This is a genomic window from Streptomyces sp. MK7 (genome assembly GCF_032658145.1).
Lineage (GTDB): Bacteria > Actinomycetota > Actinomycetes > Streptomycetales > Streptomycetaceae > Streptomyces > Streptomyces spiralis.
Genome location: NZ_JAVACL010000044.1, coordinates 1 through 24938, shown reverse-complemented (window position 1 = coordinate 24938; position 24938 = coordinate 1). Strand labels below are relative to the sequence as shown.

Annotated in this window: 19 protein-coding genes and 1 pseudogene; 9 read left to right on the top strand and 11 right to left on the bottom strand. The window is 71.0% G+C overall.

Annotated elements, in window-relative coordinates; genetic code table 11:
- The first annotated feature begins 38 nt into the window (after nucleotides 1-38).
- From gdhA to R2S09_RS32590, 4 genes and pseudogenes are all read left to right on the top strand, one after another.
- On the top strand, nucleotides 39-1412 hold the full coding sequence (gene gdhA, locus R2S09_RS32605) for an NADP-specific glutamate dehydrogenase (RefSeq protein ID WP_306192399.1): 1374 nt from the start codon (nucleotides 39-41) through the stop codon (nucleotides 1410-1412).
- Between the two features lie 345 nt (nucleotides 1413-1757).
- Complete coding sequence (locus R2S09_RS32600; protein ID WP_316744939.1) at nucleotides 1758-3665, top strand: 2-oxoacid:acceptor oxidoreductase subunit alpha; 1908 nt, start codon at nucleotides 1758-1760, stop codon at nucleotides 3663-3665.
- Nucleotides 3655-4680 (top strand): 2-oxoacid:ferredoxin oxidoreductase subunit beta, encoded by a 1026-nt coding sequence (locus R2S09_RS32595; protein ID WP_316744910.1) that lies wholly within the window; start codon nucleotides 3655-3657, stop codon nucleotides 4678-4680. Before R2S09_RS32600 ends, R2S09_RS32595 begins: the two co-directional genes overlap by 11 nt.
- Nucleotides 4681-4734: 54 nt before the next feature.
- Nucleotides 4735-4941, top strand: a pseudogene (locus R2S09_RS32590) (acyl carrier protein); the annotation flags it as partial.
- A 77-nt stretch (nucleotides 4942-5018) separates the two neighbouring features.
- Here R2S09_RS32590 and R2S09_RS32585 read toward each other — a convergent pair.
- Nucleotides 5019-5216, bottom strand: coding sequence for a hypothetical protein (locus R2S09_RS32585; RefSeq protein ID WP_316744909.1), 198 nt, complete (start codon nucleotides 5214-5216; stop codon nucleotides 5019-5021).
- 455 nt (nucleotides 5217-5671) lie between these two features.
- Between R2S09_RS32585 and R2S09_RS32580 the strand changes: the two genes are divergently transcribed.
- Together R2S09_RS32580 and R2S09_RS32575 are read left to right on the top strand one after the other, a co-directional pair.
- Nucleotides 5672-6691 carry a hypothetical protein gene (locus R2S09_RS32580; protein ID WP_316744908.1) on the top strand — a complete coding sequence of 340 codons (1020 nt, stop codon included), beginning with the start codon at nucleotides 5672-5674 and terminating at the stop codon, nucleotides 6689-6691.
- A gap of 11 nt (nucleotides 6692-6702) precedes the next feature.
- Complete coding sequence (locus tag R2S09_RS32575; RefSeq protein WP_316744907.1) at nucleotides 6703-9360, top strand: BTAD domain-containing putative transcriptional regulator; 2658 nt, start codon at nucleotides 6703-6705, stop codon at nucleotides 9358-9360.
- Nucleotides 9361-9622: 262 nt separating this feature from the next.
- On the opposite strand, the gene R2S09_RS32570 is transcribed toward R2S09_RS32575, so the two are convergent.
- Nucleotides 9623-9982 carry a hypothetical protein gene (locus R2S09_RS32570; protein WP_306192812.1) on the bottom strand — a complete coding sequence of 120 codons (360 nt, stop codon included), beginning with the start codon at nucleotides 9980-9982 and terminating at the stop codon, nucleotides 9623-9625.
- 119 nt (nucleotides 9983-10101) lie between these two features.
- Entirely contained in the window at nucleotides 10102-11541 is a 1440-nt protein-coding gene (locus R2S09_RS32565) for an MFS transporter (RefSeq protein ID WP_306192813.1), read from the bottom strand.
- 301 nt (nucleotides 11542-11842) lie between these two features.
- On the opposite strand from R2S09_RS32565, the gene R2S09_RS32560 reads away from it, so the two are divergent.
- The 3 genes from R2S09_RS32560 to R2S09_RS32550 are packed head-to-tail and all read left to right on the top strand — an operon-like array spanning nucleotide 11843 to nucleotide 14173.
- Nucleotides 11843-13093, top strand: coding sequence for an FAD-dependent monooxygenase (locus R2S09_RS32560; RefSeq protein ID WP_316744904.1), 1251 nt, complete (start codon nucleotides 11843-11845; stop codon nucleotides 13091-13093).
- A 30-nt stretch (nucleotides 13094-13123) separates the two neighbouring features.
- On the top strand, nucleotides 13124-13432 hold the full coding sequence (gene fdxA / locus R2S09_RS32555) for a ferredoxin (protein WP_306192815.1): 309 nt from the start codon (nucleotides 13124-13126) through the stop codon (nucleotides 13430-13432).
- 48 nt (nucleotides 13433-13480) lie between these two features.
- Nucleotides 13481-14173 carry a TetR/AcrR family transcriptional regulator gene (locus R2S09_RS32550; protein ID WP_306192816.1) on the top strand — a complete coding sequence of 231 codons (693 nt, stop codon included), beginning with the start codon at nucleotides 13481-13483 and terminating at the stop codon, nucleotides 14171-14173.
- Between the two features lie 33 nt (nucleotides 14174-14206).
- On the opposite strand, the gene R2S09_RS32545 is transcribed toward R2S09_RS32550, so the two are convergent.
- From R2S09_RS32545 to R2S09_RS32510, 8 genes are all read right to left on the bottom strand, one after another.
- The gene (locus tag R2S09_RS32545) at nucleotides 14207-14704 is read right to left on the bottom strand and encodes an SRPBCC family protein (RefSeq protein WP_306192817.1); all 498 of its coding nucleotides are present in this window, start codon (nucleotides 14702-14704) and stop codon (nucleotides 14207-14209) included.
- 147 nt (nucleotides 14705-14851) lie between these two features.
- Nucleotides 14852-15904 carry a 3-oxoacyl-ACP synthase III family protein gene (locus tag R2S09_RS32540; protein WP_306192818.1) on the bottom strand — a complete coding sequence of 351 codons (1053 nt, stop codon included), beginning with the start codon at nucleotides 15902-15904 and terminating at the stop codon, nucleotides 14852-14854.
- The gene (locus R2S09_RS32535) at nucleotides 15904-16800 is read right to left on the bottom strand and encodes an SDR family NAD(P)-dependent oxidoreductase (protein ID WP_316744899.1); all 897 of its coding nucleotides are present in this window, start codon (nucleotides 16798-16800) and stop codon (nucleotides 15904-15906) included. Before R2S09_RS32535 ends, R2S09_RS32540 begins: the two co-directional genes overlap by 1 nt.
- Nucleotides 16801-16809: 9 nt before the next feature.
- Nucleotides 16810-18066: an FAD-dependent monooxygenase gene (locus R2S09_RS32530; RefSeq protein WP_316744898.1), complete on the bottom strand. Its 1257-nt coding sequence runs from the start codon at nucleotides 18064-18066 to the stop codon at nucleotides 16810-16812.
- A complete protein-coding gene (locus R2S09_RS32525) occupies nucleotides 18063-21107 on the bottom strand; it encodes a beta-ketoacyl synthase N-terminal-like domain-containing protein (protein WP_316744896.1) in 3045 nt (1014 codons plus the stop codon). Before R2S09_RS32525 ends, R2S09_RS32530 begins: the two co-directional genes overlap by 4 nt.
- On the bottom strand, nucleotides 21104-21376 hold the full coding sequence (locus R2S09_RS32520; protein ID WP_306192823.1) for an acyl carrier protein: 273 nt from the start codon (nucleotides 21374-21376) through the stop codon (nucleotides 21104-21106). The genes R2S09_RS32525 and R2S09_RS32520 overlap by 4 nt, the downstream gene beginning before the upstream one ends.
- 51 nt (nucleotides 21377-21427) lie before the next feature.
- A complete protein-coding gene (locus tag R2S09_RS32515; protein ID WP_316744895.1) occupies nucleotides 21428-23125 on the bottom strand; it encodes an acyl-CoA dehydrogenase in 1698 nt (565 codons plus the stop codon).
- Nucleotides 23122-24906 (bottom strand): acyl-CoA dehydrogenase family protein, encoded by a 1785-nt coding sequence (locus R2S09_RS32510; protein ID WP_316744893.1) that lies wholly within the window; start codon nucleotides 24904-24906, stop codon nucleotides 23122-23124. The genes R2S09_RS32515 and R2S09_RS32510 overlap by 4 nt, the downstream gene beginning before the upstream one ends.
- Nucleotides 24907-24938 lie beyond the last annotated feature (32 nt).

Here is a 24938-nt window from a genome sequence, read left to right as displayed (position 1 = left end):
TACGCCCCTCAGGAGCCGTCGCACCGAAAGAGGTGGCCATGTCAGCAGCATCCGCAGCGTCCGCGGTGTCCGCGCAGGACAGGATCGACGCCGTCTACGCCGAGGTCGTGCGCCGCAGCCCCGCGGAACCGGAGTTCCACCAGGCCGCGAGGGAGGTCCTCGACTCGCTGGCACCGGTGCTGGCCGCCCGGCCCGAGCTGGCCGAGGGCGCGTTGGTCGAGCGCGTCTGTGAGCCGGAGCGGCAGGTGCTGTTCCGGGTGCCGTGGCAGGACGACGCCGGGCGCACCCACGTCAACCGTGGCTTCCGCGTCGAGTTCAACAGCGCGCTCGGCCCGTACAAGGGAGGCCTGCGGTTCCACCCGTCGGTCAACCTCGGCATCGTCAAGTTCCTGGGCTTCGAGCAGATCTTCAAGAACGCCCTGACGGGCCTCGGTATCGGAGGCGGCAAGGGCGGCAGCGACTTCGACCCGCGCGGCCGGTCGGACGCCGAAGTGATGCGGTTCTGCCAGTCGTTCATGACGGAGCTGCACCGGCACATCGGCGAGAGCACCGACGTGCCCGCCGGTGACATCGGCGTCGGCGGCCGGGAGATCGGCTATCTGTTCGGCCAGTACCGGCGGATCACCAACCGCTGGGAGGCCGGAGTGCTCACCGGAAAGGGCCTGGCCTGGGGCGGATCGGCCGGCCGCACGGAGGCCACCGGGTACGGCAACGTCCTGTTCGCCGCCGAGATGCTGCGCGTACGCGGCGAGGACCTGCCGGGCCAGCAGGTGCTGGTGTCCGGCTCGGGCAACGTGGCCCTTTACACCATCGAGAAGCTCCACGAGCTGGGCGCGCGGGCCGTGACCGTCTCCGACTCGGGCGGCTACGTCATCGACGACAAGGGCATCGACCTCGACCTGCTCAAGCAGATCAAGGAGGTCGAGCGGGGCCGGGTCGAGGACTACGCGGAGCGCCGCGGCACGTCGGCCACGTACGTGGCGGGCGGCAACGTATGGGAAGTGCCGGCCGATGTCGCGCTGCCGTCGGCGACGCAGAACGAACTGGACGCCGCCGATGCGCTGGCGCTGGTGCGCGGCGGCGTCAAGGCCGTCTCGGAGGGGGCGAACATGCCGGTGACCCCGGCCGCGGTCAAGGTGCTGCAGGACGCGGGTGTCGCCTTCGGCCCCGGCAAGGCCGCCAACGCGGGCGGGGTCGCGGTCAGCGCCCTGGAGATGCGGCAGAACAGCGGGCGCGACTCCTGGCCGCGCGAGCGCGTGGAGAGCGAACTGGCCGCCGTCATGCGGGACATCCACGAGGTCTGTTCGAACACCGCCGAGCGGTACGGAGCGCCGGGCGACTACGTCATGGGCGCCAACATCGCCGGCTTCGAACGCGTCGCCGAGGCGATGCTGGCCCAGGGCGTCGTCTGAGGATCCGGCACGTATCCGCCGGACGGCCCGCCCACCCCGGACCCCGGTCAGGTTCCGGGGACCCGTCGGCAATCCGGGTCGCTCGGGTCGCTGCCCGGCGGACGCGGCCCGGTGAGCGCCACCCGCGCACGGATCCCGGTCCAGGGTGGCTCGAGGCGCCGTCCACCCCGGCTCGCGTGGCGAAGGTGATACTTCCGGGGCGGCGCGACACGACAACCGCGACGCTCCCCGTACGGCTTGCACCCCCGCGAAGGGCCCGGGCCGCCTTCCCGCGGGACCGGCCACGTGTGTCCCTCTCAGGGCCGAACACACCGACAGGAGCCGACCTACACCATGACTGTGGAAATGACCGGGCCGCCCGCGACAGGGCCGCTCCCCGTGAACCTCGCGAGCCCCGCGAAGGACGTACGGCGTCTGGACCGGGTGATCATCCGGTTCGCGGGTGACTCCGGCGACGGTATGCAGCTGACGGGTGACCGGTTCACCTCGGAGACGGCCTCGTTCGGCAACGATCTGTCCACCCTGCCGAGCTTTCCCGCCGAGATCCGGGCGCCTGCCGGGACCCTGCCCGGGGTCTCGTCGTTCCAGCTGCACTTCGCCGACCACGACATTCTCACGCCCGGCGACGCCCCGAACGTGCTGGTAGCGATGAACCCGGCGGCGCTGAAGGCGAACATCGGTGACGTGCCGCGCGGTGCGCAGATCATCGTCAACACGGACGAGTTCACCAAGCGGGCCATGTCGAAGGTCGGTTACGAGACCAGTCCTCTCGAGGACGGTTCGCTGGACGGCTTCTCCGTGCATCCGGTGCCGCTGACCACCCTCACGGTGGAGGCGCTCAGGGAGTTCGACCTCTCGCGCAAGGAGGCCGAGCGCTCCAAGAACATGTTCACGCTGGGCCTGCTGTCGTGGATGTACCACCGGCCGACCGGGGGCACGGAGCGGTTCCTGCGGGCGAAGTTCGGCAAGAAACCCGAGATCATGAAGGCGAACCTGGCGGCGTTCCACGCGGGCTGGAACTTCGGGGAGACGACCGAGGACTTCGCGGTGTCCTACGAGGTCGCCCCGGCGGCGCAGGCCTTCCCCGGCGGTACGTACCGCAACATCTCCGGGAACCTGGCCCTGTCCTACGGCCTGATCGCGGCGTCCAGGCAGGCGGATCTGCCGCTGTATCTGGGCTCGTACCCGATCACCCCGGCCTCGGACATCCTGCACGAGCTCAGCAAGCACAAGAACTTCGGCGTACGGACCTTCCAGGCCGAGGACGAGATCGCCGGGATCGGTGCCGCGCTCGGTGCGGCCTACGGCGGTTCGCTGGCGGTCACCACCACGTCCGGGCCGGGAGTGGCGCTGAAGTCCGAGGCGATCGGGCTCGCGGTGTCGCTCGAACTGCCGCTGCTGGTGGTGGACATCCAGCGCGGCGGCCCCTCGACGGGCCTGCCGACCAAGACGGAGCAGGCGGACCTGCTGCAGGCCATGTACGGCCGCAACGGCGAGGCGCCGGTCCCGGTGATCGCGGCGAGGACGCCGGGCGACTGCTTTGCCGCCGCCCTGGATGCGGCGCGGATCGCTTTGACGTACCGCACCCCGGTGTTCCTGCTCAGTGACGGGTACCTGGCGAACGGCAGTGAGCCGTGGCGGGTGCCGGAGCTGGACGAGCTCCCGGATCTGCGCGTGCAGTTCGCCACCGGACCCAACCACACGCTGGACGACGGCACCGAGGTCTTCCGGCCGTACAAGCGCGATCCGCAGACCCTCGCGCGCCCGTGGGCGATCCCGGGCACGCCGGGCCTGGAGCACCGCATCGGCGGCATCGAGAAGCAGGACGGCACCGGCAACATCTCCTACGACCCGGCCAACCACGACTTCATGGTCCGCACCCGCCAGGCCAAGGTCGACGGCATCGAGGTGCCGGACATCGAGGTCGACGACCCGGACCAGGCGCGCACGCTCGTCCTCGGCTGGGGATCGACGTACGGGCCGATCACGGCGGCCGTACGCCGGCTGCGCGCGGGCGGCACGGCGATCGCGCAGGCCCATCTGCGTCACATCAATCCCTTCCCGAAGAACCTCGGCGCGGTGCTGGCGCGCTACGACAAGGTGGTCGTCCCCGAGATGAACCTCGGGCAGCTCGCCACGCTCGTCCGGGCGAAGTACCTGGTGGACGCCCACTCGTACAACCAGGTCAACGGCATGCCGTTCAAGGCCGAGCAGCTCACCGACGTACTGGAGGAAGTCCTTCATGCCGACTGAACTCACCCTCAAGGCAAAGGACTTCAAGTCCGATCAGGAAGTGCGCTGGTGCCCCGGCTGCGGTGACTACGCGATCCTGGCGGCGGTGCAGGGCTTCCTGCCCGAACTCGGCCTGGCCAAGGAGAACATCGTCTTCGTCTCCGGCATCGGCTGCTCCTCCCGCTTCCCGTACTACATGAACACCTACGGGATGCACTCCATCCACGGCCGCGCCCCCGCCATCGCGACCGGCCTCGCCTCCTCGCGCCGCGACCTGTCGGTCTGGGTCGTCACCGGCGACGGCGACGCGCTCTCCATCGGCGGCAACCACCTGATCCACGCCCTGCGCCGCAACGTCAACCTGAAGATCCTGCTGTTCAACAACCGCATCTACGGCCTCACCAAAGGCCAGTACTCCCCGACCTCCGAGCTGGGCAAGATCACCAAGTCGACGCCGATGGGCTCGCTCGACGCCCCCTTCAACCCGGTCTCCCTCGCCATCGGCGCCGAGGCCTCCTTCGTGGCCCGCACCGTCGACTCCGACCGCAAGCACCTCACCTCGGTGCTCCGCGCCGCCGCCGCCCACCCGGGCGCCGCTCTTGTCGAGATCTACCAGAACTGCAACATCTTCAACGACGGCGCCTTCGAAGTCCTCAAGGACAAACAGCAGGCCGAGGAAGCCGTCATCCGCCTGGAACACCGCGCACCGATCACCTTCGGCGCCGAAGGCTCCAAGGGCGTCGTCCGCGATCCGGCCACGGGCGACCTGAAGGTCGTCCCCGTCACCGACGACAACAAGGCCGACATCCTCGTCCACGACGCCCACGCCACGTCCCCCACCACCGCCTTCGCCCTCTCCCGCCTCGCCGACCCCGACACCCTGCACCACACCCCCATCGGCGTCTTCCGCAGCGTCGGACGCCCGGTCTACGACGCCGAGATGGCCGATCAGCTCGACGCGGCGATCGAGCAGAACGGCAAGGGCGACCTCGCCGCACTCCTCGCAGGCGGCGACACCTGGACCGTCGTCGGCTGAGCGGCCCCGGCCTTCACCGCGGATCAAGAGGCGACACACAGACTCGAGGCCGACCCGGACGAGATCACCGGCGACCAGCATTTCCCTCGGGACCTGGGCATCGGCTCCCTCGGCTTCGTCGAACTGCGCTGCCAGGTGGAGGCGCGCTTCGGCATCACCGTCAGCGAGGACGACTTCAACCCCGGGCACTTCCTGTCCATCGATTCGCTGATCGCCTTCATCGGGAAGAAGACGAACGCCGCCTCCCACGCCGTTGCGTGAGCCGCCCACCGGGCGTGACGCACCGGCACCGGGCCCTCGGCATCGAGGACCCGGTGCGCGTCACGCCCCGGCCGCGGCTACGCGGCCGCCCTGTCCGGGCCGCGGCCGAGCGTGCGCCAGGCGATCCAGACCACCGACGCCGCACCCGCGAGGGTGGAGGCAGTGGCGAGCCCGCTCAGCAGACGGGACTCCTCCAGGCTGTGCGGGGCATGCCCGTCCGGGCCGCTCAAGGCGGCCGGCCGAAGATGCTCGCCGGACGCAACGGGGTGGTTCATGGTGGCCTCCCAGCGGTCGCCTGATGTCCGACAGCGTCCATGGAGCCGCCGGAAGACCGCTTGTCCTCCGCTGGAGGACGGACAGGCTCACTGTCTGTTTCCGGTCGACGGGGCACTGACCGGCTCCCCGAAAAAATTCCCCGATCTTTCGTTCTCCGTGATCTTTTCCCCCGCCTATTGGATCTCCGCAGTCTCATCTGACCAGCAATGATCCAAGGTCGAAAAAGCTTCTTCGCCCGGCGCGCCCAAGGGCGTAGGGGGTGGCTAAGGGGGCGGGGTAGGGGTGGGGCAGAACGGAGCGAGATGCCAAGGTGAGGCTGATTTACCCCCGTTCCGGCTGGGCGGGGGAATGCACTCCGTCAAGAAGTGAGGGTATTTCACCTTTCAGTGTCCGGAAGGATTCTCGGAGTGGTCAGGGCGGCGGCCCGGCCGAGGAAGGCGAGAAAGTGGGAGTCTTGTCGCTCGCATCGGACGGTGAGGCAGCGGTGGCCGAAGAGGCGCCTTCGGCGTCCTGGCAGGAGCATTCCGTCCGCGAGAATGCATCGGTACGACACGTGGTGCAGCGCCCCACATCGCCCGAGGAGTTCTACCTCGGGGCGACCGTGCTCGGCGACCACCGGTTCGTGCTCACCGAGGAACTCCCCCTTGCACGGTACGCGTTCGGGGAAGGGGGCGGCTCGACCGATGATCTCCGCTTCCTGGCCGAGGCGATGCGGAGCGTGGTACGGCTCGTGACGCGCCGCCACCGCACCGGCACGGCAGACGGTCGTGTGACGGTGTCCCGCAGGTCCCTCGACATCACGGATGTCGACCTGTGGCTGCTCGGTGGACGGGAGCGGGCACAGGTCGTCGTCGACCTCCTGGTCCGGCCGGTCATGGCCGCGGGAGTGCTGACCGGGCTGGAGTGCGAGGGCGAGGCACGGATCAACGGCATGCGGTGCGGGGCGGTCAGCGCTCAGCTGGCCGTGGCCGGTTCCGCACGGTCCCCCGAGGGCCGGGAAGACAGCGCGCCGCGCCCGGCCGCCGACGACCTTCCCCGGTCATGGCCGGTGCCCCGCGGCCGGGCCGGTCTGCGCAACGCGACGGTCCACGGGCCCCACGTGGTGCAAGGGAGACGACTGCTGATGGATGTCATCGCCGGCCACGCGGACCACGGGACGGAGGCCGGAGCCGTCCACGGCACCTGGCGGGACGGCCTCGCGGACACCGCGCTGCTCCTCGAAGCATCCGGGCAGGCCGCGATCCACGCGGTCGCCGAGCTGCGCAACTTCTCGACCGCGCACTGCCTGCCCACCCGGTGGTCCTCGCTGCGCAATGCCCCGTTCGACCCCTTGCTCCCGGTCCAGTGCTTCGCCGAACCCGGAGCGGTGCACCGGGACGCCATGGACCGGCCCACGGTTCCCGTCGCCATCGAACTCGCCCAGGGACAACGCCGTATCAGCACGGTCACCATGTCCGTGCTGCAGGACTGCTGAGTCGAGGCCTCATGCGTTTTCGTCTTCTCGGCCCGCTGCAGGTCGAACCGCAGACCCCGTCCGCGGCCAAGCTGCGCACCGCCCTCGCCGCTTTGCTGGTCGGCGCCAACACCGTCGTCTCCACCGACAACCTGGTCGACGAACTGTGGGGCGCTGATCCGCCGCGCACGGTGACGACCACACTGCAGGTGTACATCTCCCAGTTGCGCAAGCTGCTGTCCGCAGGCGCCGACGACGGCATCGGCCGGGCCTTCATCGAGACCCGCCCGCCGGGCTATATGTTCCACACGGATCCGGAGGATCTGGATCTGCACGCCTTCGAGGACCTGCGCGCACGGGGCGAAGAGGCTTACAGCCGCGGGAAGTTCGCCGCCGCGGGAGAGGCCCTGCACGCGGCGCTCGGCCTGTGGCGCGGCCCCGCTCTGACGGGCGTGGTGCAGGGGCAGCGTCTGGAGGCGGCCGCCTCCCGTCTCCAGCTGCTGAAGACGGAGACCCTGGAGCAGCGGATCGCTGTCGACGTCTGGCTGGGCCGGCATCGCCGGCTGACCGGTGAACTGACCGGCCTGGTGGAGGAGTATCCGCTGCGGGAGACGCTCCACGCCCACCTCATCGTGGCCCTGTACCGGTCGAACCGGCAGTCCGAAGCACTGACGGTCTACGAGCGGATCCGGCGTTCGCTCGCGGAGGAGATGGGCATCGACCCGGGCCACGCCCTGCGCGAACTGCACCAGCGCGTGCTGCGCTCCGAACCGATCACGCACTTCGACGAATGTCTGGACGGCAGGGCCGTGGTCGAGGTGCGTTCCGCCCCCGCGCCGGTCGTGCGACTGCCGAGGCCGGCGCGGGGGATGACGGGCCGCGACGGACAGCTCGAGGCGGCGGAAGCGCAGTTGAGGGGGGCCGGCGGCGTCGACCCGGTCCATGTCCTGGGCATCACGGGAGCGGCGGGCGTCGGGAAGACCGCGTTCGCCGTGGAACTGGCCCGTCGCACCGCCGACCGCCACCCCGACGGGCAGGTGTTCGTGAGCCTGCGCGGGGCGGACGGCGAGCCGCTGCATGCCCGTGCCGTGCTGCTGCGGCTGCTGCGGCTGCTGCGGACCGGGCCCGAGTGCCCCTCGCCCGACCCGGACGCAGGCATCGACGAACTGTCCGACCTGCTGCAGGTGACCGTGGCAGGGAGGCTGCTGCTGCTCGTCCTGGACGACGCGAGCTGCGCCGCGCAGATCGAACCCGTCACGGCGGCGGCCACCGCGAGTACGGTCGTGATCACCAGCCGCAAGCCCGTCAGCGGCCTCGACGGCACGCGCACCTTCCCCCTGCCGCCGCTCACCACCGACGCGGCAGTGGAACTGCTGCGCGCGCAGGCCGGAGTGCCCCTCGAGGTCGACTCGGCCACGCACATCGCCCGGCTGTGCGGCTGTTCGCCCCTGGCGCTGCGGAGCGCGGCCACGGCCCTCGCCCGTCACCCCCGCTGGTCGGGCGCGGGGCTGCGGGCCCGGCTCGCGGACGAGAGGGCACGACTCGACGTACTCGCCCTCGGCGACCAGGACGTCCGTGGCCGTCTGCTCACGGGCTACCGCGAACTCGACGACGCCGAGCGGCACGCCTTCAGGATGCTGGCCCTCGCGCCACAGCCCGACGTCGCTCCGTGGTGTGCGGCAGCTCTCCTCGGCACCACGGCGGACCACGTCGAGCGGGCGGTGGAGGGGCTCGTGCGCGCGGGGCTGCTCGGCACCCGGCCCTCGGGCGGCGGACAGGTGCGCTATGTGGGCGACGACCTGTCCCGCGCGCTGGCGGCCGAACTGCTCGCGGAGCGGGACCCGCAGGAGATCCGGCGGGCCACGACGCGGCTGTGCACCGCGTACCGAGCGCTCGCCCGGTACGCGGACGACCTGCTGTCACCCGGGGCCCGCGAGACCGGGGGCCCCGGAGCCGGCGAGCAGGACCACCCCGACTGGCTCGTCCCTCACCAGGCCGTCGGCGCTACGCCGTTGCGTTGGTTCGCCGAGGAGCGAGCCGGTATCGCGACAACGCTGCGCCGGGCGCATGACGCGGGACTGTGGCAGTTGACCTGGACCCTGGCCGAGGCCTTCCTGCGCTACCTGGAGGCGGGCGGCGAGTGGGAGGAGTGGGACGGTCTGGCGAGGCTGGCCCTGACCGCGGCCCGCCGTGCGGGCGATCCGTCCGCCGAGGCGTCGATCCTGTGCTCGCAAGGGGCCCTGGCCTGGCAGCGCCGTCAGTTCGTCCTCGCCGGCACGCACTACGAGGCCGCCAGGAGCCGCGCCCTCGAGGCATCAGCCCGCCGCACCGAGGCGAGGGCTCTCATCGGCCTGGCGGACGTGGCGCTGGGCCTGGGCGGGGTTGTCAAAGCCGGGCGCATCTACGCCAAGGCGTCCCTGCTCTGCCGTGCCGAAGGGGATCTGCGCGGCCTGGCCGACGCACGGCGCGGACTGGCGTTCGCCGCGCTGCGGTGCGGTGATCCGGCGACCGCGCTCCAGCGTCTCGCGGAGTGCGAGCAGGCGGCCGGCGAGCTGCGTGACCGGCGGTGGCACGCGTACGCCCGTCGGGCCGCGGCCGGTCTCCGGCTGGGGAGCGTTCCGGGCGATCCGCTGGAACTGCGGCCGGGTGTCTGGGAGATCGGCGAGCCCGCGGCCCGCAGCGCCCTGTGACCGTGTCATCAGGTGCCGGCGGCCCGGCCGAAGCGCCAGACCGGTGAGCTGCGTGACCGGCGGTGGCACGCGTACGCCCGTCGGGCCGCGGCCGGTCTCCGGCTGGGGAGCGTTCCGGGCGATCCGCTGGAACTGCGGCCGGGTGTCTGGGAGATCGGCGAGCCCGCGGCCCGCAGCGCCCGTCAGCGGCCCGGAGGCCGAAGGCCCGGGAGGCGCTGCGTGGGCGTCGCTTCGACGCGCCCCCCGGCCTCTTCGTTCAGGATCAGGAAGCCAGGCGGCCGACGATCACGAGGACCGCCGAGCCGGCGAACAGCGTGTAGGGAAGGAGTGCGGACCCGCGGTCGCCGTGAGTGACCTGCCGGTACAGGATCCAGCCGCACAGCGCCGCGAACCACACACCGGCCGCCACGGCGGCCTCCGGTTTCCAGAAGCCCACGACCACGCCGATCACACCGATCAGGTCGAGCAGACCGATCAGGGCGACGAGGCGCGGGGCCGGTGGGACATGCGCCACCTGGGAGAACCTTTCGACCGCGACCTGCAGGGCGGGTGTCCAGGTGAGAGCGGCCAGCCCGAACTCGAAGATGACCAGAGCGGATGCTGCCGCGGCGACGATACGCATGGCGATGTGGGGTCCTCACGGGAGGCGACGAGAAAGAAAGTAGGCGGACGGACGGGGGACACGCCCGAGTGGCGCGTGCCCCGTCGAGGTGATCGACAGGACAGGCGCCACACCGGACGTCAGTTGGTGGCGACGGACACCTTGCTCTCGCTCTTGCCCGCGGACGTGGTGTTCGACGCGACCGGTTCGGTCGCGGCCTGGCTCGGCTTCATGCCGCGGAATCCGAGGAAGCCGACCGCGAGGCTGATTCCCACCCAGACGAACAGGACGGCGAATCCGGTGTGCAGCGCCTTGTTGAGGGCGTGCACGGGGTCGGCACCCGCCGCGATGAAGTGGGCGGTCCGGGACTGCACCACGGTCGCCGCGACGGCCAGCCCGAACGCGCCGCCGATCTCGGTCGCCGAGTTGAGCAGCGCGGATGTCGTCCCCGCGTCCTCTTCGGTGGCCTGCGACGTACCCACCTGAGGCGTGGGGATCAGGCAGCAGAGCAGACCGACGCCGAGCAGCGCGGTGACGGGCATCATCAGGGCCCAGTAGCTCGTGTGGATCGGGCTGCCGAGCATGAGGACGATCATGACGGCGAGCAGCAGGGTGCCCGTGACGTAGAGGGCCAGCGGGCCCACCTTCGGGATGAGCTTGGAGATGATGGGCGCGAAGAAGATCATCGCGAGCGTGGTCGGGATGTACGCGAGACCTGTCTGCATGGGGGTGTAATCGAGCACGGACTGCATGTAGAGCGGCAGCATGAAGAAGCAGGGCAGCATGATGCCGGCCGTGATGAGCTGGCCCAGACCACCGGCCACCACGCCCCGCTGCCGGAACAGCCGCAGCGGTACCAGCGGCGCCGAGTTGCGGCTCTCGATGCGGACGAAGAGGGCGAGCAGGACGGCCGCTGCGGCGAAGGAGCCGAGGGTGATCGGATCGGCCCAGCCGCGGCTGCTCGTGCCGACCGTCCCGTAGACGAGCAGAAACAGGCCGAGCGTCGACGTCAGCGCACCGAGGAAGTCGGACTTGGGCCGCGGACCGGCCGGTGAACCGCCCGGGATCAGCGCGAGCGCGGCCAGGAGGAGCACCACGCCGATCGGGACGTTGATGTAGAACGCCCAGCGCCAGCCGATGTCGATGATCGCTCCACCGAGCAGCGTCCCGCAGGCGGCGCCGATGCCGATGATCGATCCCCAGATACCGAAGGCCTTCGTGCGTTCCTTGGAGTCGGGGAAGCTGGTGACGACGGTGGACAGTGCGGCGGGCGAGACACCCGCGGCGCCGATGCCCTGCAGAGCGCGCGCCCACAGCAGCTGGGTCTCGCCGTGGGCGATACCCGCCAGCAGCGAGCCCACGGTGAACAGGGCGATGCCGCCCAGCAGGATCCTGCGTCGGCCGAGGACGTCGGTGAGCCGGCCGCCCAGCAGCATGAGGCCGCCGAACAGGAGCACGTAGATGCTCATGACCCACTGCAGGTTCGCGGTCGACATGCCGAAGGCCGACTGGAGCGTCGGCGTCATGACGTTGACGACGGTTGCGTCGAGACCGACCATGAACTGAGCCAGCGAGACCACGATGAGTACCCACCACCGCCGACTGTCCGCGGGAGGGCTGCCCGACGAGCCTGACGCACCCTCTTCGGGCACGGCCTTGGTGTTAACACTCACGATTGCTCCTCGAAATTCTCGCGCAGAAGTGACGTACCGGCTGCCTGTCGCAGCCTGCCCAAAGCCCCTAGCGCTGTACTCAAGGCCCGCTCGAGCCGGACCGGGCCGCGACCGTTCCTGGCCGGTGCGACCGGTCCTTGAGCGCCATCCGAGTGCGGCGGCTTACTTTCCTCCGGTCGGACAAGACCGAGCATGGGGAGACCGCAGCATGACCATCCCGAACGAGACGGACGTCCTTGTCGTCGGCGGTGGGCCAGCCGGTGCTCTGCTTGGCTGTCTGCTGGCCCGTCGCGGTATCGACGTCGTCGTCGCCGAGAAGCAGTCACATCTCGACCGCGAGTTTCGCGGGGAGACGCTGGCGGCGCCCTCGGTCGTCACACTCCGCAGACTGGGCTTCGGCCCGGCGCTGGAACGGCACGGCTATCTGGAAACGACCGCCGTGACGATGCGCATGGAGGGCCGGCGGGTGTTCTCACTGGACTACGGGCGCTTCGGCATACCCACCAAACCGACCGACATCCCGCAGCCCGCACTGATCAAGATCTTCAACGATGCGGCGGCCGGACTGCCGAGCCACACCTACCTCTCGGGTGTCGGCTGCACCGAGCTGCTGCAGGAGAACGGTGCCGTCCGGGGTGCCGTGCTCAAGTCGAAGGACGGCGAGCGCGTCGAGGTCCGGGCCCGTCTCGTGGTCGGCGCCGACGGGCGGTTCTCCAAGGTGCGCAAGGAAGCCGGGATCACCGCCCGGATCCAGCCCGCGGGCCGCGACTTCCTGTCGTTCAAGCTGCCCCGCCCCGCCGACTGGGGCACCGAGGCGGAACTCATCGTGGAGCGCAACAAGCACCTAGTGGTGCTGCCGACGTTCCCCGACTTCCTGCGGGTCAGCAACAACCTCCCGAAGCGTGGGATGGGGGAGCTGCGCAAGGAGGGGTTCGCGTCCTTCCGCGCCGGCATCGCGGCCATCGACCCCCGTCTGAAGCCGCTGCTCGACGAGCATCTGACCTCGTGGAACGACACGAGCTTCCTGGAGATCTTCACCGCCGAGGTCGACGAATGGGCCCGTGACGGGCTGGTGCTGATCGGCGACGCCTCGCACACGTGCACCCCGATCCTGGGCCAGGGCGTGAACCTGGCCATCCAGGACACCGTCTGCATCACCCCCGTGATCGCCCGCTCGCTGGAGCGCGGGAAGCCGGGCTCGCAGGTGCCGGCCGCGGATCTGGCCGACTTCGTCGCCGTCCGCCGCAAGCACAAGAGCATGGTGACGGGGTTCCAGCGCCGGCAGGAGGCCGCTCTCGAGCAGCACACTCCGCTCGGCACGGCGCTGCGGCGGGCGCGGTTCCAGGTGCTCGACCGGCTGCCGATGAAGTACTCGCTGTTCGGCAACGTACTCGCCGCGCCGCACCCGATCGATCCGGTGGACCTCAGGACACCGCAGCCGCAGCCGGTCGGAGCATGACGGGCCGTGATTTCTTAAGGGGAGATACTCATGACCTACACCATCGCCCAGCCCTGTGTGGACGTGAAGGACAAGGCGTGCGTGGACGAGTGCCCCGTGGACTGCATCTACGAGGGTCCGAGGATGCTCTACATACACCCCGATGAATGTGTCGACTGCGGGGCCTGCGAGCCGGTCTGCCCCGTGGAGGCGATCTTCTTCGAGGACGACCTGCCGGAGAACTTGCAGCACTACAGCCGGACGACCCGGGACGTCTTCGCCGAACTCGGTTCGCCGGGCGGCGCTGCCGGTACGGGCATCCTGCCGGTGCCCGCGGACCACCCTTCGGTCGCGGCATAGCACGGCCGCGAGCACCGTGCTGTGCCGACGGCGGATGATCGTACGGGAGTGATCGACGTGATCCGAGAGCGGGCCCGCAGCGAGATCACCGCCGGCATCAAGGCGGCGGCGCGGCGGCAGCTCGTCATCACGGGGGCGCAGCAGCTGTCGCTCCGGGCCGTGGCGCGCGAGCTGGACATGGTCTCGTCCGCCGTCTACCGGTACTTCCCGAGCCGCGACGACCTGCTCACCGCCCTGACCGCCGATGCTCATGACGCGCTGGGGCACACCGCGGAACAGGCCCTGGAGGGCGCGTCGCAAGCCGGGCCGGTGGACCGGTGGACAGCGGTGTGCCTGGCGGCCCGTGCCTGGGCACGGGAGCACCCGCACGAGTACACGCTGATCTACGGCTCGCCGGTCCCGGGCCGCTCCGCTCCCCGGGACACGGTCGCCCCGGCCCTGCGGCTGGGGCGCACCCTGAGCCGTATCGCGGCGGACGCCCTGGCAGCGGGCCGGCTCACGGCACCGCCGACCGGGCCGCCGCCGGCCGCGGTCCTCGAGGATGCCGAACGGCTCGGTGCGGAACTCTTCTCCGGACTCCCCGCGCCCAACGCGGTATGCCTGGTCGCGGCCTGGGCGCAGCTGTTCGGCCTGATCGGATTCGAGGTCTTCGGGGCGTACGGCACACCGCTGCGGGCGCAGGAGGAATTCTTCGCGTACACCTGCGCGGGCCTCGCACGGCAAGTCGGCATCGGCGCATAGCGGTTGTCCGCGCCCGCGTGGACGTCACCCGTCTCAGGCGGTCTGCTCCGCGGCCTGTTTCAGCCTCGCCATCTGGTCCGACAGCGTTGAACGGAGCTTGCGTTCGCTGAAGATGAGGCGGAGCAGCGGAGAGGCCATCGACTCCTCGGTCCGGGCGAGCACGCGGCCGTCGGGCAGCTTCCGGAGAATGTTCCGGTGAATTCCCTTGATGCCCAGGCTGACTCCGGTCCAGGTGAGTTCACGGAGCGGCTCGACGACGGCGAATTTCGAGCGCATCCTGGCCCGTTGGCTCACCCAGGTGAACGTGGCGTCCACCGCTACGCCGGAATCGAGCTGGACCGAGGTGATGCCGGGGTTCCACAAGGGCCATCCTTCGACGTTGCTCAACAGCTCCCAGACCCTTGTCAAAGGGGCATCGATCTCCACTTCCACCGCGCCGCGAACCGGCGCATCCTTGTCGATGGTGTACTTCTTCGCGAATTCGTCGTGAAGTCGTCGGAGTGAAGGGCCGTTGTAGAAACGGTTTGTCATGTACTCAAATCCATGAAGTCAGAGCTGTTTTCCATCGCTCGAGGATGCGGCACCCTCGCACGTCCACGAGGGTGCCGCACTCAAGACCACGGGCGCAAGCGCGCAATCGAGACGGCAGAACAGACCGCTGTCTCGAAAAGAGCTCGTTCAACTGATGGATTCTTTCTCCAGGGCAAGGCCGCCTTTCAACCACTTGCTCGATTCCACGGCGGCGCAGAGCGCCCGCTCGCCGTCCTTCAGCAGCGGCAGCAGACGGCCGAGTTGGAGGAAGGGAAGGGCGTTTCCGTTGTTACCGGTGGTGTCGACACAGCTCACCTCCTGCGCCGGGACGCCGATGCGGTCGACGATCAGCCCGGTCATCCGGCCCGACAGCTGCGGCGGCAGCAAGTAGTCGATCTTGTCGAGATCCCAGCCGATGTCGTCGGCCAGTTCGCACAGGACCTCTTCCGCCAAACGGGGGACGTTGTCCTCGATGGCCTTGTAGTCCTCCTGCGCGGCGGGCCTGTCCCGGTCACGGTCCGCGAGCCCGAACCACTCGATGACCTGCCCGGGACTCTGCCCCAGGCCGACGAAGCGGTTGAGGACGCGGCGTATCGCCGTGCGGTGCCCGAGAGGTTCCCGCGACACCACGGCGGCGCCGGCCCCGTCACCGAACAGCATGTAGTTGACCAGCTCGCCCGGTTGGAGGCGGGTGAAGTCCCGGTCGAGAAGCAGGTGCTTGTTGCAGATGTCCGCGCCGATGACAAGGCCGGTGGTGCAGGAGCGGTCCGTCTCGGGATCGCGCAGGATGCGGCATGCCAGGTCCAGCGCCTGGACGGCGCCGACGCACCCCGACTGCAGCTGGTACGTCGGCACGTGGCCGATGCCCAGCAGGTCCGCCACCAGATTGACCGTCGCGGGCATCAGATGGTCGGGCGTCGCGGTGCCCAGCACGACGAAACCGATGTCGGCGGCGGTGAGCCCCGCGTCGGCGAGCGCCGCCTGAGCCGCCTCATGGCACAGCTGCGCCAGGGTGTGGGTCGCGGCACCGGTCGCCAGGTCGGACGCGAAGTGCCGGGTCTTCGTACCGGTGAAGTCGTCGATCCACGCCGCGCTGGCTTTGATGAGCCCGGCCAGCCGCTCGTTGCCGACCGGATCGCCGGGCAGGGCCGAGCCCGCACCGACCAGGTAGGGAACCGGTGCCACCGGGCCGGACGACATCACGAGGCCCTCTTGGCGCGCACCCAGTCGGCGCGGGCCTGCTGGGCGATCGGATCGCCGTTCGACCCCGAACGCAGGACGCGTCGGTCGTTCCTGTCGATGTCCGAGCCGGCCTTCCGGACCGTCCGCGCCGCCTTGTAGCGCACCAGCATCGGCAGGTAGAGCGCCGCCACCAGCTTGCCCGGGTACACCAGACGGCGCTTGCCCTTCTCGATGGCACGTACGGCGGCCACGGCGAGCGCGTCCGTCGTCCCGATGGGCAGGTTGCGCAGGATGTGTCCGGCGCCCGGCGCCTGTGCGGACTCGGAGAGGAACTGCGTGTCGACCGGGCCGGGCAGCAGTTCCATGACGTCGATGTCGCTGTTCTGCAGTTCCAGCCGCAGGGTCTCGGTGACGGCGGCCAGGGCCGACTTCGACGAGGCGTAGTACCCGAGGCCGGGCCAGGTGCGCAGCTGCATCAGCGAGGAGACGTTGATGACGAGTCCGGTGCCCCGTTCGCGCATGTGCGGCACGAGGGAGCGCACCAGGGCGAGCGGGCTCCAGAAGTTGGTCTCGTACACCTCGCGGGCCTCGTCGCCGTCGCCGACGTTCCACTGGAAGCCGAAGCAGCCCACGCCGGCGTTGTTGATGAGGACGTCCACGCGGCCCAGTTCGGTCAGGGCCCGCTGCGCGAGCTGTTCCGCGTTGCCGCGCAGGGACAGGTCGGTCACCAGGATCACGGGCCGGCGGCCGCCCGCACGGGTGATGTCGTCCGCGAGCTCGTGCAGCGCGGTCTCCGTGCGGGCGGCCACCGCGAGGTGCGCCCCCTTGAGGGCGAGAGCCTTGGCCAGTGCCCGTCCGATCCCGCTGGATGCACCCGTGATGAGGATGCGCTGCTCAGCAAGGTTCCGGTACATGATGCTGCCTCACAAAGGAGTGGAGTGACGGGGGATGGGGCTGTCGTGCCGTCGGCCGGCCGGCAGCGTGTAGTAGACGCGCCGCCAGACACGGCGCTTGAGCCAGTCGTTGGAGTCGATCAGGGTGTAGAGGCCCTGGCGTACGCGTACGGCCGGGGCGCTGGACACGGAGAAGGCGCGTTCCTGGGCCAGCTGCACCTTGCGGGCCTGTTCGACATGCGGGCTGCGCAGGTGCTGGAAACGCTGCGTGGCGGCGTCGAGCAGGCCGCTGCGGTCGGAGGAGCGCAGCGCCCGCGCCACGAGCGGAGCAAGGGTGACGGCGTCGATGACGGCGTGGTTGACCCCTTGCCCGAGCACCGGGGAGAGGGTGTGGGCGGCGTCGCCGATCAGGACGAGACCGGGGCGGGACCACTGCGGGACCGACGTCGTGAAGATGTCCAGAAGCATCATGCTGTTCCAGCCGGTGATGTGCTCCGCCGCGGCCGGCGCCAGCTCGGGAACGAGCGAGGACAGACGTGACCGCAGGGCGTTGATGCCGAGGCCGCGGAACTCCTTCAGCCCGCCCTTGGGGATGTTGAGGCCCACCCGGACCAGGCCGGGATGGGTCGGCAGGCACAGCGCGTGCTGGTCCCCGTCGATGCGCACCCGGACCGTGCTGCGGTCCCAGGTGTCGGGGAAGGGCAGGGTGCACCACAGCACATCGCGGTTGAGCGGCGTCTTCTTGTGGGCGAGACCGCTCTGGCGCAGCACCCGGCTGAACCGGCCGTCGGCGCCGACCGTGAGAGCGGCACGGATCTGTGTGCCGCCGTCCTGCCCGCCGCCGCAGCGCACACCGACCACCCGGCCGCCTTCCTCGACCAGTCCGGTGGCGCTGCTGCCGCGCAGCAGGGTGAAGCCGGGGTGACGGGCGGCCGCCTCGGCCAGTACGTCGAGGAGTATCTGCTGGGGAAGCTCGATCGGCAGGTATCCCGTGGGACTCAGGTCCCGGAAGTCGACCTCCAGTACCCGCCTGCCGCCGTCCGAGATCTCGAATCGCCGCGTCTCCTCGAAGTCCAGCCGTGCGCTGATCTCTTCGAGCAGGCCGCGCTGGTCGAGCAGGCGCACCGAGTCGGGCGAGACCGATTCGCCCCGGAAGTGCCGGGTGAACTTCGTGGACTGCTCGACGACGACCACGTCGCAGCCGCGCCGCGCCAGTTCGAGGCCGAGCATCAGTCCGCCGGGTCCGCCGCCGACGACGCAGACCTGGGTGTCGATGTGCGGTGTCATGCGTGTACCCCGCTGTTCTGCGTCGCCAACGGTCCGTCGAGGTGTTCGCCGACCCACGCGACGAGGTCGCGTACACGCAGCTCGGCGGCGGCCCGCCCGGTGGCCGGTTCGGCCCCGGCCAGCCGGGGGAAGCAGTCCTGGAGCTTGCGCCCCACCAGGAGCAGGGTGAGGGAGTCGTATCCGAGGTCGTAGAGCACCGTGTCCGGCAGGATCTCGGCGGGGGAGTAGCCGCCCACCTCCGCGACCACGGAGACGACCGTCCTGTGCACCAGGTCGTCGGGGAGCCCGGGAAGCCCTGGGAGCTCGGGGAGCTCGGTGTCCGGCGGCCCGGTCCCTGCCGACACCGCCGGGTCCGGGCCCGGAGCCGCCGGCCGCACGGGCACGACGGTGGTGTCGAAGCGCCGGGTCGGAGAGAAGACGTACGGCGCCAGCCGGTGCGGGGCTTCGGTCTGCGCGGTGTACGGGGCCTGCGGGGCGAGGTCGAGGCCCGCACGGTACAGGGCGGCCACCACCTCCAGCAGGTCCTCGGCCGTGGCGTTCTTGCCGGAGCAGGTGGAGAGCCGGCGCAGGCCGGGTGGCGGCTGCAGCGCGGAGACGAGCGACTTCAGCACCGGGCGCGGCCCGACCTCCACCAGGTGGGTCGGTTCCAGGGCGAGCGCCGCTCGGGCCGCGTCGGCGAAGAGAACGGGCGCGGTGATGTGCCGCGTCCAGTAGGCGGCGTCCAGCGGGGCGTCGTCCAGCGGGCCGCCCAGCACCGTCGACAGCAGGGGAGTGCCGGACGTCTGGGGGGACACCGACGCGGCCGCGGCCGCGAACTCCTCGACGACCGGCGCCATCAGCGGTGAGTGAAAGGCGTGCGAGACCTCCAGCCGGCGCGACCGCACACCGCGTGCCGCCAGGGCCTCGTTGACACGGGACAGCGCTTTTCCGTCCCCGGACACGACCACATTGCGCGGTCCGTTGATCGCGGCCACGCCCAGCAGGGGCTCGTCCGCCACCAGCCCGAGCACGTCGTCCAGGGGCGCGAGCACCGCGAGCATGCCGCCGCCGGCGGGCAGCCGCTGCATCAGGGCGCCGCGCAGGCACACCAGCCGTGCCGCGTCGGCCAGGGACAGCGCGCCGGTCAGACAGGCCGCCCCGAACTCGCCGATGCTGTGGCCCAGCACGAACGCGGGCTCGACACCGTACGACAGCAGGGTGCGGCCGAGCGCGTGCTCCACGGCGAAGAGCATCGGCTGGGCGTAGGCGGGCTCGCGCACGCGGGGATCCTCGTCGAGCAGCAGCCGCACGACGGAATCTCCGAGGTGGGGCCCCAGCGCCTCGTCGGTCTCCGTGAGGAACCGGCGGTAGACGGCGGACCGGCGGTAGACGTCCGCCGTCATCCCGGGGTACTGCGAGCCCTGCCCGGTGAAGAGCAGACCCACCTTGGGCACCGCCGCCCGGCCGGTGTGCCGGGCGAACACCGTGTCGTCCCGCGAGGCCAGCCCGAGCACCTCGGCCAGGGCGTCGCGGCTGGTGACCGTCACCGAGAAGCGGTGCTTGAGACCGGCCTTCACCCGACGGGAGGTGTGGCACATGGCCGGCAGGTCGAGCTCGCGCTGCCGCGTGACATGGACGGCCTGCCGGGCGAGATTGCGGCGCAGGGACTCCGGGTCGGGAGCGGACAACGTGAACAGCTGGGGTTCGCGCGCCGCGGCGTCCGATACGGCGCCCTTGGCCCCGTTGCCCCGTCGGGGGGCCGACGGGGCACCGGAGAGCAGCAGATGGGCGTTGGTGCCGCCGAGCCCGAAGCTGCTCACCGCGCCGAACATGTCTCCTGACGGCAGCCGGAGAGGCGCCTTGACCAGCCGCAGTCCTCGCTCGGCCAGCCGCAGAGCCGAGTTCTCGTGCCGACTGTGCAGGCTCGCCGGAAGGACGCCGTGGTGCAGCGCGAGCGCGGTCTTGATGAGAGCGGCTGTGCCGGCGGCCCCTTCCGTGTGCCCGAGGTTGCCCTTGACCGAGCCGACCGCGCAGGGCTGCTCGCGCGGCACGGCGTGCACATCACCCAGGGCGGCCGTCTCGATCATGTCGCCGAGGACGGTGCCGGTGCCGTGGGCCTCGACGAAGCGGACGTCGGCCGGCTCCACGCCCGCCTCGGCGTAGGCCGCGGTGATGACCTCCCGCTGGCTGATCCGGTTCGGGGCGGCGAAGCCGTTGCTGCGCCCTCCGTGGTTCACGGCGCCGCCGCGGATCACGGCGTACACCCGGTCGCCCGCGGCCAGGGCGTCGTCGAGCCGGCGCAGCACGACGACGGCCGCTCCCTCCCCCCGGCCGATGCCGTCGGCACGGGAGCTGAAGGGCTTGCACCGGCCGTCCGGTGCCGAGAGCCCGGCCTGGGTGTAGAAGATCCCGAGCGCCGGCGTGAGGATCACGTTCACCCCGCAGACGAGCGCGTGGTCGCACTCGCCGCGCGCCAGCGCCGTACGGGCCATGTCGACGGCGACGAGGGAGGACGAGCACGCCGTGTCGACGGAGACGCTCGGGCCACGCAGATCGAACTGGTACGAGATCCGGTTGGCCATCATCCCGTGCCCGGTGCCCGACCCCAGGTGCGGGGTGATGGCGTCGAAGCAGCCCATGCGCAGGGCCCATTCGTTGCCCATGGCGCCGACGAAGACTCCGGTCCTGCTGCCCCCCAGGGCACGCGGACCGGTGCCCGCGTCCTCCATGGCCCGCCATGCGCACTGCAGGAGCAGCCGTAGTTGCGGATCCATGGCGGCCGCCTCGCGGGGGGCGATACCGAACAAGTCGTTGTCGAAGAGGTCGATGTCGTCCAGATAGCCGCCGAGCCGCGTGTTCATGGTGCCGGGGAGGACGTCGGGCCCCGGTGCGACGACGTGCTCCGTGTCCCAGCGGGCGTCCGGGACACTGCGCATGGCGTCGCCGCCGCGCATCAGCAGATCCCACAGGGCGTCCTTGTCCTCGGCCCCGGGGAACACGCACTCGATGCCGGTGATCGCCACCGGGGAACGGGCGGCCCCGACGCGTTCCTCGCGGCTCATCGGAGGGCGAGTGCGTGGTGGAGGTACTCGGCTATCGCGTCGATCGTGGGGTGGTCCCAGGCGAGCGTGGGCTCCACCGGGATGCCGAGCGTTTCCTCGATGTCCGCGCACACGCTCACGGCGTAGACGGAGTCGAGCCCCGCCTCCGCGAGCGGCCGGTGCGGATCGAGGGACGTGGGGTCGGCGTCCACGTAGTCGGCGATCAGAGCGGTGAGCCAGAGCTTGAGTTCCGTCTTGGAACGGAGCGCGGCGGGGGGCGTGGTGGCCATGGGTTCTCCGTGTTCTCGTAGGGGCTCGCGCAGGGCCCTGCCGGTCGAGGGCTACGCGTAGGGGCGGTCGTCGAGGTCGAAGCTGGTGCTCGCCTCGTGACGTACGAGGAGCTCGGTGAAGACGAGGTCGTCCGTCTCCTGCGCCGGCGGCTGCGGCGTGTGCCCGAGCCGTACGGCGATCCGGTGCAGCGCCGCCGTCAGCCAGGCCGGATCGCGCAGGAAGGGAAGCGCGGTGTCGCGGCTGTGCCGCCAGACCTGGGTGCAGGAGGACGCGGCGAGCAACAGGGCGTAGCGTTCCGCCAGTTCGAAACTGCGGGGGCCCGAGACGACGGTGCGTTCCCGCGGGCGCAGGGCCGCGCAGCGCGTCGCCAGGTCGTGGAACTCCTCGCGCAGCACCCGGGCCAGGGCCGCGAGCGGGTCCCTGGGGCCCGTGAACTCCTTGAGCACCGCCTCGAAGGACGCGAGGACGCCGCCGCCCAGCACGTCCCGGCCGCCGGTGCCGATGGAGAGGCGGTCGTACCGCATGGCAGGCAGCGCCTCATCGGGCCGGAAGAGCGCGGGGGGCGCCTCCGCGCCGAGGAGCCAGGAGCGCCGGGCCAGTTGGTGGAGCTGGGGGACCAGCGTGGCCAGGCAGGTGGTGGACCCGGCGTGGCCCAGGCTGAGCACCGGCAGGTCCCGCAGATGTTTCTGGAAGATCGCGAACTCGCCCTCGCGAAGGTAGTGGCGTGCGCCGAGGACGACCGACAGATCGGCACAGGCCCCCAGCAGCAACTGCGGCACCAGGTACTTGGTCGCGGCGGCGACCGGACCGCACTGGTCCGGCAGCAGGTGCAGCGCCCGGGTGGCCGTCGTCGCCAGGCAGTCGGCGATCAGCAGATCGACGAAGGCGCCTGCCAGGAGCCCGCGAGCGTGCGGAAGTTCGGCCACCCTGGTGCCGTACAGCTTGCGGTGCAGGGCGAAACGCAGGGTGACGCGCAACTGCGTGTCCAGCGTTCCCAGCGCCATGCTCGGCAGCGCCGCCCGGGTCACCTGGAACGAGCGCAGCGCGGTCTCGAGGCCGGTACCGGCCTCACCGACCGTGCTGTCCGCGGGGGCGGGGCAGTCGGTGAACTCGAGCCCGCTCAGCCGGCAGCCGCGTACCCCGACGGTCGGGTAGCGCGGCAGCGAGCGGACCCGGGCACCGGGCAGCCGCGGCCGTTCGAGCAGGAGCAGCGAGTGGCTGCGGCTGCCGGGGCCCTGCCCGGTACGGGCGAACAGCACCAGGGCGTCGGCACGGTCCGCGTTGTTCACCACTTCCTTGCGGCCGTTCAGGAGGAAGCCGCCGGTCCCCGGATCGGCCCGGAACTCCTGGCGGGACAGGTCGTTTCCGTGAGCGAGCTCATGGAAACAGACGGCCGCCTTCCCGCCGTCGCCGAGGACCTCGGCGAGCCGGCGCCGCTGCTGCGGGCTGCCGGACGTCCACACGTTGACGGCCGCCATGAACGACGTCACGCCGTGCCCGAGCCCCAGCGCGCCGTCGCGGCGGAACACGGACCGCAGGGAACGCGCCAACTGCGAGATGTCGTGCAGCCGGCCGCCGAGTTCGGCCGGCACGAACTCCTTGCCCAGCCCGTAGCGGTCGAGGAGCCGCTCCCCGCCGCGCGGCAGCCGGCCGTCCTCGTCGGCGGCCACGATCGCCTCGAAACCCAGGGGGTTGTCGCCGTCCCAGGGGTCTCCCAGCAGCTCCTCCAGACCGGGGGCGGTACTCACAGTCCCTCCTCGTCGGGAACGCGGGCGGGGGCGGGCAGCAGCGAGAGCGGCGGGCCGACCGCGTCGGCCGCGCGATCCGTGGCCACGGTGACCAGCCGGTCGAACGCCTCGTCGGAGTCCGGGTTGCCACGGGCCGAACCCGGACGGATCCGGGCCAGGAGCCGGTGCAGACAGGCCTCGAGCCACAGTCCGTCGCGCCACAGTGCCGCGTCGTGCGGGGCCGCGCCGGCCGCGACCCATCGGTGGTTGTGCGACCACAGCCGCAGCGCGGCGGCAGCCGCGTAGCAGGCCGCGTAGCGTTCGGCGAGCGCGAAGGCCCGGGGCGGCACGGCGAGCGGGGTGGGCCGGTAGGAGGCGAGTTCGTCGTGCAGCTCGTGGGTCGCGGTCAGCACCTCGGCCGCCAGCGCGGCGGTGGCCGGCGGCAGCGCGCTGACCTTCAGCATCGACGTCAGACCCGTCACCAAGCCGGATCCCTTCGTGGGGGCCAGCGACAGCCGGCCGGGGTCGAAGGCGGGGAGCGGCTCGGTCAGGGTGGCCGCGACGGCCGAGCCGGCCTCGTCCGCCAGTCCGCGCCGGTAGCCGCGGGAGAGCAGGCCGAACTGATTCACCAGGGCGTGCAGATTCACCACGGTGCTCCCGTCGAAGAGACCGACGATGCGGTGATCGCGCTCCACCTTCTGGAACATCGCCTGCGCGTGCGTCCCCTTGAGGTAGGCCCTCGCGCCCAGGAGCCGGCCGATGCTCGTGATGCTCTCCCCGACGAGCGTGGGCACCAGGTACTTGGTGACGGCCGAGGACGTGGCCAGCTCGCCGGTGCACGTGTGGATCGCCCGGCTGGCCACGACACCGACGGCCTCGGCGGCCAGCAGACCGGCGATCGCCTCGCCCAAGGTCCGGCGGGCCTGCGGAAGCCGGGCCAGCGTGCGTCCGTAGAGGCTGCGCCGGTGCAGGAAGTCCAGACCGAGGCGCAGCGCGTGGTCACCGGCACCCAGCGACAGCGAGGCGCACAGGGTCCGGGTGAGCTGGAGACTCTTCAGCACGATCTCCAGGCCGCTGCCGAGGGGGCCGATCGCGGCGCTCGCCGGTACCTCGGCCTCGTCGAACGCGATGCCGCTGATGTCCGCGCCCCGGATCCCATGGGTGAGCACCTTGGGCAGGGTGCGGTACCCGCCGGCGCCGCGCCCGGTGCGGTGTTTGTCGACGAGGAGAAGGGTGAAGCCGCGCGGACCGCCGGCCGGGTCCGTGCGGGCAAGGGTGCAGACGCGGTCGGCCCGGGTCGCGTTGTTGATCAGCCACTTCTCTCCGCTGAGGACATAACCGGCCGCTGTGGGGCGGGCGGTGACCTCACCCGCGAGCAGATCACTGCCGTGGCCGCGTTCGGTGAGCCCCCAGGAGACGACACCGCCGCCCATGATCAGCCCGGCCAGCTCTGCCGCCTGGGCGGGGTCCGCGCCCACCCAGGCGCAGACCGCGCCGAGGTAGGTCTTGCCGTGGGCCACGGCGACCGTGAGGTCCCGCCGCGCCACGGTGCGCATGATCGCCAACGCCTCGTCGTAGCCGGCCAGCCCGCCCCCGTACCGGGTCGGCACGTAGGCCGTCGGCAGCCCCGCCGCGTCCAGCGCGGCGCACATGTCGGCGGGGAACTCCTCCCGTTCGTCGAGCTCGGCGCACCGCGCAGCGCAGAAGGCGTTCTCGGGGTCGTCCGGGTCGCCCAGCACCCGCTCCCACCGCTCGGCGAGCAGCCGGGCACGGAAACCCGCGGCATCACGTGTGGCGGTCATCGGGTCTCTCCTTCGTGGATACCCCGGCCTTG